The organism is Seleniivibrio woodruffii, from assembly GCF_004339245.1.
In the GTDB taxonomy this organism is placed as follows: Bacteria; Chrysiogenota; Deferribacteres; order Deferribacterales; family Geovibrionaceae; genus Seleniivibrio; species Seleniivibrio woodruffii.
Genome location: NZ_SMGG01000004.1, coordinates 44,555 through 57,415 on the forward strand (window position 1 = coordinate 44,555; position 12,861 = coordinate 57,415).

Genomic DNA, 12,861 nt, shown 5'->3' on the forward strand with positions numbered 1-12,861 from the left:
GTAGCGAAGAGTCTCAAACGCAAAGATTGCTATCCTTTAAAAAATAAACCTGAAAAAATTGACCGCCAGAATACCAACAGCCAGACAGAAAAGCAGCCCTCTGCCCGTTGCGGCGGCTCCTATGACCACCATGGCCGAAAGAATCTCCGCCACAGTCCCTTTGATTATCGAGGGAGCGGCTATAGATATCAGAATGGCAATGGGGATGCTTTGAAGGGCATACCTGAATCTGGGCGTAAGGGTGAGTTTACCCGCTATGTAGAAACCCAGAATACGGGTGAGATAGGTTGCCGCACCCATTCCGAGTATTGTAAGAAAACTAATCCTGTCCATATGTTATCCACGCTGTAAGCCCGCCTGCTATCCCTCCGGCGAGTATGTACCATTTTCCGCCCACATAATGCTCAAAAAGGCACGAAACGATGACTGCAACTACAATCACAGGAATATCCCTGCGTCCTCTGAAACCGGAAACAGCCATGGTTATGAACACTGCGGACAGAGCGAAGTCTATCCCCAGTTTTTCCGGCGACGGGATGAAGGCTCCCGCCTGACGGCCTATCAGAGCAGAGGCGAGCCAGAGAAAATAGAGGATGAAACCTGTGCCGGCCAGATAGCCTATGCGTTCGGCTGTTCTGTGCATTTTGCCCATGGTCAGAGCCCAGCCTTCGTCCACCATGAAGAACAGCGAAACGTAGCTGACCCATTTTTTCTCTTTTTCCGCATAGGGATATATCGATGCGCCCATAAGGATGTGGCGGATGTTGACTATGAAGGTTGAAAGGATGATGGCGAACACAGGAAGCGGCTGGTGCCACATTTCCAGAGCCATTATCTGTGAAACTCCGGCGAATACCACCATGCAGGACATAATTGTCTCCCAGCCTGTGAGAACACCCTGAGTGAGCATGCCGTAAACAACGCCGTATGCCGCAACGCCGAGGGCGATGGGCAGGCCGTCTTTCATGCCGAGTTTGAATGCCTGATAGTTAGTATTCATAGATTCCGATTATATCCGAGCCGTATAAAAAATACAGTAAAAATTTAATGCCAATGACATTTTTTATGTGCGTCGGGAGAATGCAAGGGCTACACCGAGTCCCATCAGAACCGCTCCCGCCGCTTTGTTCAGATATCCCGCTCCGGTTTTGCTCTGTTTCAGTCTGTTTCCTATCTGTCCGCTGAAAAGTGCACAGGCGGAAAAGACTATGAATGTGCAGATGATGAACACCAGACCCAGACCCGCCATTTGCAGGGAAGGGTGACCGTTTTCCGGTTTTACGAACTGGGGAAAGAATGCGATGAAGAAAATCGCAACTTTCGGGTTGAGGATGTTTGCGGTGATGCTCTGTATGAAAACAGCTTTTGCGCTGAGCACTTTATCGTCCTTTTCGGCGCTGACCTCAGATTTGCTGGTGAAGGTTTTGTAGCCTATGTAGATGAGATAGAGCGCACCCGCAATCTTTATTGCGGTGAAAGCTATTGCACTGGAACGGATTATTGCCGACAGACCTAAGATTGCGAACGCAGTATGGGCTATGTTGCCCAGAGAAAAACCTGCGGCGGCGGCCATTGCGCTTCTGTGCCCCTGTGTCAGCCCTCTGGTTATGACATAGATAACGTCGGGGCCGGGGCTTGCCGCCAGAAGCAAAGATGTTGTTGCGAAAAGGATAATCTGTGTGCTGTCAAGCATATGTCACCTATATTTCTGCCAGTTTACCGTGGGTTTTATTGTAATATGCCGAGGGGTGTTTGGCAACCTGCCATTCAGCCTCGGAAAGGAGTTTTGCACAGTCGGCAACGGACACGCCTCTGTTCTCTTCTGTTTTCTCTTTTGTGTCTCTGGGATTTCCGCCCACCTCAGCCCAGAAAAGGTTCGCTCCGGCCATCGCTCCCATAACGTTAGGTTCGTGGGTGCAGTTGCCCAGAACGGTCATTGGTGTGGCGATACGGGTCACAGCCACTATCTGCGCAAGCCTCAGCTCGGATATCATTCCGTACTGTTCGAGGTCAGAGCCGGGTATTGTTATTCTGCGCATGGCTCCGCTGAACGCAGGGTCGAATGATGCGGCAAGGAGAATTTTCTCAGCTATCTCCTCGTTAGTGTGTTCGGGACCTATTGGTTCAACGCAGGTTCCGACTATAAGCCCCGCATCCTGAAACGCTCTGATGGTTTTCAGGCGGTTCTTCACAGGTGCGTTGGTCTTGTCCCCTTCGCCCATGCGGATGGCATGGTAGGTTCCGTTGAATCCAGCATCCTTCATGCGTTTTGCCTGTTCAGGGGTCATATCGCCCACGTTGGCTATCATAAGGGTTTCGGGGCGCAGAACTTTTCTGACCTCCGAGGATATCTCGATGAATTTTCCGAAATCATAGTTGGCAGTTGTCATAAGGAACACTGCGGCGTTCTCTTCGGAATTGTCAAATCCCAGAGCGTACTCCGTGCATTCCTGAACGGTAAGCTCTTTCGGCTCTTTGAAGATGCCGTATTTTGCGGCGAATGCGCAGAAACGGCAGTTTACCGGGCAGGGGGCGAGGTTCAGCGCAAACTGGCCGTGCACCTCGGCGGTGTTGCCTGTCAGCTCTCTGGATATGCGTGAGCTTTCGCCCATAAGCACTGCCGCCTCACGGGATCTGGGGTTTATTTCCAGCATGGAGACTACCTCCTGCTGAGTAAATGCCTCTCTGTTATTAACTTTTTTGATGATATCGTGAATGTTCATTCTGATCTCCGACTGAAACAAATAATGGGCAGAATATAGCAGTTTACATATCTTTACAATAGCGGATGAGGGCTTTTGTAAGAGCGTCCAGCGGTTTTGAGTGGATGTTCCATCTGTGCCAGTAGAGGTGTGCCTCAACTGTGAAGGGTGCGGCGGCATCTGCTATTATGCCCTTTTGCAGAAACGGCCAGCATTGCGGATCGGGCATCATGCCTATTCCAAGGCCTCTGATGACGGCATCCAGATATTTTTCCACAGACGGAATGAAGAGCGACGGGTACTGAACCTCCTCCGTTCCCAGAGCATTGCGGAACATCTGGGTGTGCAGGGTGTCCCGCTCGTTATAGATTATTACGGGTACGCTTTTCAGGGCTTCAATGGTGAAGCCTTCGGGGAACCATTCGTCCTTTTTATGGGGTGAAACGTACATGCGGTAAGTGGTCTTGCCCAGATAATGAACACTGCATCCCTGCATCGGTGTGCTTCTTGTGCTGATGCATCCTGAAACGTCTCCGTTTTTCAGCATTCCGTGGGTCACTTCCTGATCGTCCACCCGCAGTTTCAGCAGAATATTCTCCCGCTTCACCGTCTCCTCTATGGCATCGAAGAACCATGTTGCCAGAGTGTCGGCGTTCAGCCCCACCGAAATGGAGGTGTAGCCGCAGTCCTCGTCGTGGCTGAGGGTTTTTTCAAGCTCCGATTCCAGCATCCGCACCTTATTGAAATGGGCTATGAATGCTCTGCCGGTGTCCGTTGGCACAGGCGGGTTTGAGCGCACCAGAAGCACGGATTTTGCCGCATCCTCCAGCAGGCGCACCCGCTGTGACACCGCAGACTGTGTTATGAACAGTTTTTCAGCGGCCTTTTCAAAACCGCCGCACTCAACAACGGCGCAGAAGGCCTCCAGAAGTTTATAATCGTACATGGGGTGATATTAGCAAAGCTTATGTATTATGAAAACAATTAATTTTACTTTCAGGCCGGTCTGTCATATGTTCTTTCGAAAGGAGAGACTAAATGACTGCATTTGTTAGCGGATTTTCAACAGGAGCCGGACTCATAATAGCCATAGGAGCGCAGAACGCATTCGTGCTGACCCAGAGCGTGAAACGGAATCACCACTTTAAGGTGGCTCTCATCTGTGCATTCTTCGATGTACTTTTCATCATGACAGGCGTCGCAGGAGTTGGTTCCTATGTGGCTTCCAACCCCACGCTTATGGCATGGACAACATGGGGCGGTGCACTGTTTCTCTACTGGTACGGTTTTCTCTCCCTCAAGTCCGCTTTCTCCCACCGCAAAATGGAGCTGAGCGACGAAACGGATTCCAGCGTTAAAAAAACTCTGCTGGCAACCATCGCCGTAACGGTTCTTAACCCCCATGTATATCTGGACACAGTGCTCCTTGTGGGCAGCATCAGCGCAGGGTTCATGGGCAATGGCCGCTATGTTTTCGGTCTTGGAGCCTCAACAGCCTCCGTCCTCTGGTTCTTTGCCCTTGTTCTCTTCGGTTCGGCTCTGGCCAGAGTGTTCGCAAGACCTATCGTCTGGCGCATACTGGACGGCGTGGTCTGCTGTACGATGTGGGGCGTGGCCACTTCTCTTATAATATAATTTGTGCTATAATGGCAGATGGATAAAAGATTCATCTATAAGCTGAATGATAAACCCGCCACGGCGGGCAGGGTGGTCTACTGGATGTCCAGAGACCAGAGGGTGCAGGACAACAGGGCTATGATATTTGCCGCTGAACGGGCGAAGCAAACGGGCTTCGGGTTTGCAGTGGTGTTCTGTGTCGCTCCCGGTTTTCCCAATGCGAATGCGTTCCATTACAGGTTCATGCTGGACGGTCTTAAAGAGGTTCAGCAGGAGCTTGAGTCACTTAATATTCCCTTCTTTCTGCTGACAGGCAGACCTCAGGACGAAATTCCGGAATTTGTGAAACATTATAAGGTTAAGGCTCTGGTCTGCGACTTTATGCCGCTGAAAGTGCCTATGGCATGGCGGGCGGAGGTCGCGGCTTCCCTTGATATCCCCGTGTATGAGGTGGACGCACACAACGTTGTTCCCTGCCGCTTCGTTTCCAACAAGCAGGAATACGCTGCACGAACCATCAGACCGAAGATTCACAGATATCTGGGCGAATTTCTCACGGAACTGCCACGGATAGAGCGTCAGGAGGCTGTTTTCTCACAGTCCGTCCCATCTGCCGACTGGAAAAGGGCTGAAGGCTTTTATCCCTGCGGCGGGAGTTTTCCTCTGCCAACAGGTACGAAAGCGGGGCTTGAGACCCTCGCAGACTTTGTTTCAGAAGGCATTCACCGCTATGACGAAGGCAGAAACGACCCCAACGAGGATGCACAGTCAAAAATGTCACCGTACTTTCATTTCGGACAGGTTGCTCCACAGCGGGCGGCTCTGGACGTTCTGAACTCGGACGCTCCGCAGGCTGATAAGGATGCCTATATCGAGGAACTTATCGTCCGGCGTGAGCTTTCGGACAACTACTGCCTGTATAATCCCCGATACGACAGCATTGAGGGAGCGGACGGCTGGGCGTTGAAAACACTGGATGAGCACAGGATTGATATGCGTGAGTATGTTTATATCTATGAGGAGTTTGAGGCCGCAAAGACCCATGACCCTCTATGGAACGCCGCCCAGAAACAGCTTAGGCACACGGGAAGGATACACGGCTACATGCGGATGTACTGGGCGAAAAAGATTCTGGAATGGACTCCCGATCCGGAAACTGCTTTCGGATATGCGCTGTTGCTTAACGACACCTATGCACTGGACGGCAGAGACCCCAACGGATACGTGGGCGTTGCATGGAGCATTGCGGGTGTGCACGACAGGGCGTGGTTCGAAAGACCAGTGTTCGGAAAGATAAGGTATATGAATTATAACGGCTGTAAGTCGAAATTTGATATAGAAAGCTACATAAAAAAAGCCCGGTTCTGAGACCGGGCTCAGACCAATGACAAAGTCGATTTTTTTGTTTTATCTCCCCCTTTAATAAAGGGGGATCAAGGTGGATTTACATTTAATACCAATGAAAATCCACCCCAGCCCTCCTTTCCGGCTAGCCCGGTGCAGAAACAGTTGCATAAAATAGTGCAAATGTTTTGACAAAGGAGGGAGCAATGCAGTTGTTTTAAACCTTGAAATGCCTGAGCATTGATGAAAGCTCAGTTGCCTTCGCATTCAGCGAAGCGGCGATGGAGCTTACGTCGTCTCCGGCCAGTGTGTTCTGCTCGGAGAGTTTATAGAGGGAGCGCATTATCTGGATAAGTTCTTTTGTACGGGTGGCTATCAGCGTTGTTTTGTTGACCAGCGTTGCCGAGGTTTTGAGTGAAATCTCCAGATCGCTCTTGGTGTCTCCTGCAAGGGTTATAAGTTCGTTGGAGCTTTCCGCAACCCCCAGAATCTTTTTGGAAAGGGTGTCGGTCTCCCTGCTGATTGACTCCACGCTCTCCACCAGTTCGCTTGTGGTGGCGTTTATGGTTCCCAGTGACGACTGGGTGCGTTCCGCCAGTTTGCGAACCTCGTCCGCAACAACGGCGAATCCTCTGCCGTGTTCTCCTGCTCTTGCGGCCTCAATTGATGCGTTAAGCGCCAGAAGGTTGGTCTGGTCGGCTATGTCGGATATCATGCCCAGAACTGAGGAAATCTGCGCCATCTGCTCATTCAGCGAGCGTATCCTGTCGGAAAGCTCCGACTGGCGTCTGCTGTCCTGAACTATGGCCGCCGAGAACTGCTTCAGCTGAAGGGTGAACTCATCGAGCTGTCTGTTCCCTTTTTCGATGACCTCTGTGGTGGTGACGGACATCTCCTCGGTAACATCCAGTTCCTGTCCGACCTCACGGGTCAGCTCACCGCTTTTTGAAACCAGATCCATCTGCTGGTGTATGTTCTCCGACAGTGCGTCCGCCGTGGATGCCAGTCTGATGCTGGATTCCTGAGTTTCATCGGCGTTTTTCATCGTGGAGGATACAACGCTGTGTATCTTGTCTATGAAGTTGTCGACGTGCTTTGCCGTGTCGCCCAGCTCGTCGTGGCTGTCGACGTTCAGTCTCAGGCGCAGGTCTCCGTCGCCTTCGGATATGTCGTGCATCCTGTCTCTGAAAGAGAGCAGGAAACCTATGAGTATTTTTGAGGCTATCATAAGAAGCGACAGGGAAATGATAGTAACTGCGGCAAAGAACAGCTGGAGCTTAAGGGTGTTGCCGACGTTTGCTTCGGACTCTTCCTGAAGCATTGTAACAGCCTTGTTCATCTCTGTCAGCAGGGTCATGTTGTTCTGCATCAGATAGCTGAATGCGTCTTCATCGCCGTTTTCAACATATTTAGTGATATTGCCGGAGAAAACATTCCATATGTCCGCAACCTTCTTTATCTGCTCCAGTGCGGGGCCTTCCACGGCCTCGATAAAGACCTTCTCGCCTTCAGGATCGGCAGAAACGGGAACCTCGCCGGAGTTCAGAAAGCCTTGCAGTGTCATGTCGAAGTTTTTGACGGAACCCGTCAGGTTTTTTCTGGCGGCCTCTTTCTCGGCTCCGGAACTGATCCTGAAAACCAGAACCTCTTTTGTCATTTTTTGTGAAAGCATACGCTGTCTGCCGCCAAGGTTGACCAGCAGAGCATCTGATTTCTGAGAGGAGATCACGATCCAGTTTAACGCAAAGGAAACGATTATGATGAGAAATACAATAATTGTGGGGATAAAGAGTTTTTGTCTGATGCCCAAATTCATACGAACCCTCTGTTTAAGTTGGCTGGCATATTAGCACATAAACAATACTTCTGTCCTCTAAAAAATACAAGCAGATGTTATAAATCATTGGTTAGCTATTGGAAAATGTATTTACCGATAATATTTAAAAACGACACAAAATAAATCTTGTTAAAAATTATCCGGTTTCATATTATAGCATAAGACACAATGGAGAGACACAATATATGAACTGTTATTATTTGCAGATAGAGGGTATGGGTTTTGAGAACGGAACCGTTTGCGTTCCGTGTGTATTCGCTTTTCTGAAAGAGATAGAGAAACAGAAGGGCGTTATGTCAGTGAGATTTTTAAGCATGGAAAAAGAGTTTCTGGTGGCAAGCGAAGACCCTAAGCCCGAAAAGGTGAAAAAGCGTGCTTTGGAAGCTCTTAAAAAAGCCGGACTGAGTCTGGGCAAAGAGTTCAGACTGCGCTCCGTCAGGACTTGCTGTTAAATCTTTTTGACTTTCTGATGGCCAGCATCTGCACCACAAGAATGATCACAAGTATTACTATGAAATAGAAAAATCCCCATTCGCTGCGCCCGCCGGGTATGCCGCCAAGATTCACCCCCAGAAGTCCTGTCAGAAATGTCAGCGGCAGAAACACAGCCGCCATCATCGAGATGAAATACATGTTCTTGTTTATTTTTTCGTTGGTAATAGCTGTCACTTCGTCCTGAAGCACATAGCATCTGTTGTCCAGAGCGTCCAGATCTTCAATGAATTTGCTTATTTTGTTTATGCATTCCTGAATGCGCTGTTCCTCTTCGGCATTGAACAGGCTGCCCTTTGTTGCGGCCAGTTTTGATGCGGCGTCCTTCTGCGGCGAAAAATATCTGGAAAAGGTTATGACTGCACGGCGTATCTCAGATATCTGCCTGCGCTGATTGATGTCGGATTCGTCAATTATGCGGTATTCAAGTTCGTAGGTATCGTCTTTCAGGTCTGTTATGTAGCTTTCCGCCCGCTCTGTGAGAATCTCCAGCAGAAGTGTTACCACTGCGCCCGTTGTTTCCGGTGCGTCATGCTGTTTCAGAGCTATGGCAAGGTCTTCCACTGCGTGGCACTGTCTTTTTGAGGTGGATATTATCCTGTCTTTCAGAACCAGCATCCTGACTGAGATCATATCGTGAGGATCCTGCTCGGTGTTCAGATTCACCGCACGCAGGTTCAGCATGTATCCTTCCTCATAGAACACCGCTCTGGGGCGGGTGTCCTCCGCCAGAAGGCTTTCAATGGCCAGCGGGTTTATCCCTTCCTGCTCCAGCCACTGTCTTGTGCGGTCGCTGTCGGCCTCCATGTGGAGCCACGACATTTTTCTGGTCAGGTTAGGCGAGTGGTGTGTGCGGTCGGTATCTATCCAGCCGTTTGTTTCCGAAAGAATGAAACTATATGTGATATATGATTTATCCATTGTATAAAACCTCAAAAAGAGTATACCTGATTAGTATAATGTATTCTACGCAAATTGGAGTTCCGGCTGTATGATTAGTTCTCTGAAGATCAAAAACCCCTCACTTTACATAGTTTTTCTTTCGCTGATAGGCGCAACACCACCCCTTGCAACAGATATGTATCTGGCGGCCATTCCCAGAATTGCGGCGGAATGGAACGTTCATGTTGCAGAGGTCAATCTGTCGCTGGTTTTGTGGTTTGCGGCGTTCAGCCTTTCGCTTCTTATTTTCGGCCCGCTTTCCGACAGGTTCGGGCGAAGGCCTGTCCTTCTTTTCGGTCTTGGGCTTTTCGTTGTTTCCAGTTTTCTCTGCGGGCTGTCTGTGGATCCCGTTTCGCTTATCATTTTCAGGATAATTCAGGGCATAGGCGCCGCCGCTCCCTCTTCGATGGTAATGGCCATATGCAGGGATAAATATGACGGTCGTGAAAGACAGAGGGCGCTGGCATATATAGGCGTGATACTCGCCGTTGCTCCCATGGTTGCTCCGTCAATAGGCACCATGCTTCTGCATCTGGGCTCATGGAGGCTTATTTTCTTCACTCAGGCCGGAATGGTGGCCATAACTACCATCATTGCCCTTGGATATGAGGAGACAGCAAAAGAGCGCATAAACGGCAGCATACCTTTTCTGTTCTCACGCTATAAGTCACTTATCCACAACAGGGAATATGCCGCCGCAACAACCATTATGGGGCTTTCGATCGCACCTTTCTACGGCTTCATCGCCGTTTCACCCGTAATATATATCAAGGTCTTCGGGCTTTCCGAGGCATATTTCAGCATTCTTTTCGGTATGAACGCAGTCTGCGCCATGGCGGGTTCTTTTGTCAGTGCAAAAATTTCCATCAAGGCCTCTCAGGCGAAAATGATGACTGTAGGTTTCACAGGAGCCTTTGCCGGAGGGCTTGGGGTTCTGCTTCTGGGTCATATGGGATATCAGTTCTTCGCCGCAGGAATGTTCACTTTCGCTTTTTTCACCGGATTCAACAGACCCGTAAGCTCCAGTCTTGTTCTGGAGCAGGTCAAAACGGATATAGGTTCCGCCTCATCCTTTATGGTGTTTTATCAGTTCATGACCGGAGCTGTCTGCATGTGGCTGGTCACAATGCCCCACAAAGACCCGCTCAGGTTCTACGGAATTCTGATAACGTCTATAACCCTGACCGTTCTTCTTGTCTGGCCGGTGCTGTTTAAATGGCTGAGAAAAAAAGGCGGGATTTAAAATAATCTTGCTTGTTAAATAGGATGAGAGAGGTATAATTAGTTCAGTATATTACTTATTCGCTGAGGTGGGGCATGAGGATCAAAGCAAAACTTAACATCTTTTTCGGTATATTATTCGCAGTTTCAGTTTTCACGGCTGTTTGTCTCGGGATAAAACTTTCGGCGGCAAAGAGCGCCTCCGCAGTTCAGGACGAACGCACGAGACAGATACTCACTGTCAACACCCTTAAAACATACAACAGCGGGATAGCCCTTGCGGCAATGGACATGATTGTGGACAAAGCTTCAGGAACCATAGCCCCTGAACTTGTTGATGAGGTCGGTACATTTTACAAAGATATCGATGAAATGAAGGAACAGATCCGCGGGTATGCTGCTACAGATGAGGAAAAGGCTGATATTGAAAAGATACTCACGAATTTTGAAAATCAGAAGACACTGGTCACCGGAGAACTTTTCGATGCTGTCAGAAACGGTGCTGACGAAACCGTTTTTGCATCCCTTGACGACAGGATTGACACTCTGGCATCGGAGAACGATCAGGCGATAGAATACCTCACTTCGCTTATTACCAACGAATATGAAATAGCTTCCGATGCGAACAGAACGGCGGTCAACTCTGCTGCTTTCTGGGTCTTCTTCACTTCAACAGTAATAGCCGTTCTTTCGGCTGTGATATACGTTCTCGTAAACCTTCAGGTGGTCAGAAAACTCTATGATTTTATCAATATCCTCAAAGAGTTCACCGGAGGCAAGGGCGACCTCACAAAGCGAATCAACATTCACTCCAAGGATGAAATAGGGGAAATGGCAGGCCATTTCAACACCTTCGTGGGCAACATTCAGGAGATAGTTTCCGAGGTTAAGAGCAATTCCGAAGGGGTCAGTGCCAGTGCGGAGGAGCTTAACTCCACAATGAAGCATATGACCGAGACCTTTATGGAAAATTCCCGTCAGGTGGAGTCAATAGCCTCCGCCATCAGCGAAATAAGCGCCACCAGCGACGTTATGGTGGACAACATACAGCAGGCCGCAGTTCCTCTTAATGAAGCCGTTGAGAGCACAAAGGACGGCGCAGAAAAGCTGGAGCAGGTCAAAAAAGGCATGGACAGCATAACAAAGTCCACTTCCAGACTTGCAGAGACAATCGAAAACCTGACGACATCATCAGGGCAGATCGGCGAGATTCTGAACGTTATCAGCGATATCGCCGACCAGACCAACCTCCTCGCCCTTAACGCCGCAATTGAGGCCGCAAGAGCAGGTGAAGCGGGCAGGGGCTTTGCTGTGGTTGCGGACGAGGTTCGCAAGCTTGCGGAGAGAACCCAGTCTGCCACATCCGAGATAGACACCATCATCAGAACTTTCATCGCAGACACCAGATCCGCATCGGGCGAGATGGGCGATGCGGAAAAGAACATAGAGCTGGGCAACAGGCTCATTGAGCAGACGGACGCTTCATTCAGAAAGATCGTCGATGCCATAAACGAGGTGAATCTCAGCAACGGTGCGGTCAGGCTGGCCATAGGCGAGCAGAGCGAAGGGATTCAGAACGTAAACGAGAACGCTGTGCAGATGTCACAGGGACTTGAGAGCAACGTCAACACTATGGGCGAGGTGAACAGCACCATAGATCAGCTTGCTCAGCAGGCTGTGCATCTTAATAACGTGGTGGAACGCTTTAAAGTTTAGGCTTCCGTTTTTAAAAATTTAGGTGCATCATATTTTAATGAGGCAATTATCAAAGGCTGACAAGGCTGTATTTATTATAAATGATAGCGGAGAGCTTATCCATGCAGACGAACAGGCCCGCACTCTGATAAGTGAGACAGATGTTGCTGAGCGTCTTTCAGCTGTTGCCGAGGGCTTTTCATCCGTCCTGCTTTCGAGCGGGTGCGCAGAAGTTCCATATTCGGTAACTTGCAGGCATATTCAGGAAAACGGCATCAGGGTCATTATCTTTGAAGACGTGTGCGGACGTTCGGAGCTCATTCGTCTGGCCTCAATAGGCAGCATAATGCCTTCGATAGCCCACGAAATGCGCAACCCCCTCACAGGAATCAGTGTTCTTCTTGACGATATCCACGACAGACTCACAGGAAAAGAGGACGAAAGACGCCTTATCCGTATGTCCATTGCCGAAATAGAGAGGCTGGAGCGGATGCTTAACGATGCGCTTGTATATTCCGGCGGCGGAAGCTCCGTGATGTTCGATGAAAATATCGGCGATATCCTTTCGGAAGTGCTCATGCTTAACCACAAGCTCTGCACTGTCAACAGAATTGAGGTTCACGGAGATATCTCCCCTGACATCCCGGAAATTCTTGCCGATGGCGGAAAGCTGAGGCAGGCATTTCATAACCTGATAATAAATGCAGTTGAGGCGATGCCGGGTGGCGGAAATCTGACACTCAGTGCCTATGTGTCTGACGGTAAAATAAATATCCATATAAAAGACACCGGATACGGAATAGCGGAAGAGAAGCTGCACATGATATTCGAGCCTTTTTTCACCGATAAAAGTGAAGGAAGCGGAATAGGGCTGTCGGTTGTGCGTGAGATAATCAGGATGCACGGCGGCGAAATCAGCGTCAGAAGCGAGATTGGAAAGGGCACAGACTTTTGTATCACCTTAAATATTTAGCTTATGGCGGAAAATCGCCACTTTATTATTGAATTTCC

13 protein-coding genes are annotated in these 12,861 nt (G+C 49.4%); 6 read left to right on the top strand and 7 right to left on the bottom strand.

Annotation, left to right across the window (positions count from 1 at the left end):
- Positions 1 to 36 precede the first annotated feature (36 nt).
- The 5 genes from C8D98_RS06280 to C8D98_RS06300 all read right to left on the bottom strand — a co-directional run bounded on the left by C8D98_RS06280 (position 37) and on the right by C8D98_RS06300 (position 3,648).
- Positions 37 to 333, bottom strand: coding sequence for an AzlD family protein (locus tag C8D98_RS06280; RefSeq protein WP_132873092.1), 297 nt, complete (start codon positions 331 to 333; stop codon positions 37 to 39).
- Positions 320 to 1,000, bottom strand: a complete 681-nt coding sequence (locus tag C8D98_RS06285; protein WP_132873093.1) for an AzlC family ABC transporter permease — start codon at positions 998 to 1,000, stop codon at positions 320 to 322. Before C8D98_RS06285 ends, C8D98_RS06280 begins: the two co-directional genes overlap by 14 nt.
- A gap of 63 nt (positions 1,001 to 1,063) precedes the next feature.
- Positions 1,064 to 1,693 carry a LysE family translocator gene (locus C8D98_RS06290; protein WP_132873094.1) on the bottom strand — a complete coding sequence of 210 codons (630 nt, stop codon included), beginning with the start codon at positions 1,691 to 1,693 and terminating at the stop codon, positions 1,064 to 1,066.
- 7 nt (positions 1,694 to 1,700) lie between these two features.
- Entirely contained in the window at positions 1,701 to 2,723 is a 1,023-nt protein-coding gene (locus tag C8D98_RS06295; RefSeq protein ID WP_132873095.1) for a radical SAM protein, read from the bottom strand.
- A gap of 43 nt (positions 2,724 to 2,766) precedes the next feature.
- The gene (locus C8D98_RS06300) at positions 2,767 to 3,648 is read right to left on the bottom strand and encodes a LysR family transcriptional regulator ArgP (RefSeq protein WP_132873097.1); all 882 of its coding nucleotides are present in this window, start codon (positions 3,646 to 3,648) and stop codon (positions 2,767 to 2,769) included.
- A gap of 92 nt (positions 3,649 to 3,740) precedes the next feature.
- Here C8D98_RS06300 and C8D98_RS06305 point away from each other — a divergent pair, with 92 nt between their 5' ends.
- Both C8D98_RS06305 and phrB read left to right on the top strand, forming a co-directional pair.
- Complete coding sequence (locus tag C8D98_RS06305; protein WP_132873098.1) at positions 3,741 to 4,337, top strand: LysE/ArgO family amino acid transporter; 597 nt, start codon at positions 3,741 to 3,743, stop codon at positions 4,335 to 4,337.
- 18 nt (positions 4,338 to 4,355) lie between these two features.
- On the top strand, positions 4,356 to 5,687 hold the full coding sequence (gene phrB, locus C8D98_RS06310) for a deoxyribodipyrimidine photo-lyase (RefSeq protein ID WP_132873099.1): 1,332 nt from the start codon (positions 4,356 to 4,358) through the stop codon (positions 5,685 to 5,687).
- Positions 5,688 to 5,880: 193 nt separating this feature from the next.
- On the opposite strand, the gene C8D98_RS06315 is transcribed toward phrB, so the two are convergent.
- Positions 5,881 to 7,479, bottom strand: coding sequence for a methyl-accepting chemotaxis protein (locus C8D98_RS06315; RefSeq protein ID WP_132873101.1), 1,599 nt, complete (start codon positions 7,477 to 7,479; stop codon positions 5,881 to 5,883).
- A 206-nt stretch (positions 7,480 to 7,685) separates the two neighbouring features.
- Between C8D98_RS06315 and C8D98_RS06320 the strand changes: the two genes are divergently transcribed.
- The gene (locus tag C8D98_RS06320) at positions 7,686 to 7,952 is read left to right on the top strand and encodes a hypothetical protein (RefSeq protein WP_132873102.1); all 267 of its coding nucleotides are present in this window, start codon (positions 7,686 to 7,688) and stop codon (positions 7,950 to 7,952) included.
- Here C8D98_RS06320 and C8D98_RS06325 read toward each other — a convergent pair.
- On the bottom strand, positions 7,936 to 8,913 hold the full coding sequence (locus tag C8D98_RS06325) for a zinc transporter ZntB (protein WP_132873104.1): 978 nt from the start codon (positions 8,911 to 8,913) through the stop codon (positions 7,936 to 7,938). The genes C8D98_RS06320 and C8D98_RS06325 overlap by 17 nt on opposite strands.
- Before the next feature lie 70 nt (positions 8,914 to 8,983).
- Between C8D98_RS06325 and C8D98_RS06330 the strand changes: the two genes are divergently transcribed.
- The 3 genes from C8D98_RS06330 (at position 8,984) to C8D98_RS06340 (ending at position 12,823) form a co-directional block, all read left to right on the top strand.
- Entirely contained in the window at positions 8,984 to 10,177 is a 1,194-nt protein-coding gene (locus tag C8D98_RS06330; protein WP_243640930.1) for a multidrug effflux MFS transporter, read from the top strand.
- Between the two features lie 74 nt (positions 10,178 to 10,251).
- The gene (locus C8D98_RS06335; RefSeq protein WP_132873105.1) at positions 10,252 to 11,871 is read left to right on the top strand and encodes a methyl-accepting chemotaxis protein; all 1,620 of its coding nucleotides are present in this window, start codon (positions 10,252 to 10,254) and stop codon (positions 11,869 to 11,871) included.
- Positions 11,872 to 11,908: 37 nt separating this feature from the next.
- Positions 11,909 to 12,823 carry a sensor histidine kinase gene (locus tag C8D98_RS06340; protein ID WP_132873106.1) on the top strand — a complete coding sequence of 305 codons (915 nt, stop codon included), beginning with the start codon at positions 11,909 to 11,911 and terminating at the stop codon, positions 12,821 to 12,823.
- Positions 12,824 to 12,861: the final 38 nt, after the last annotated feature.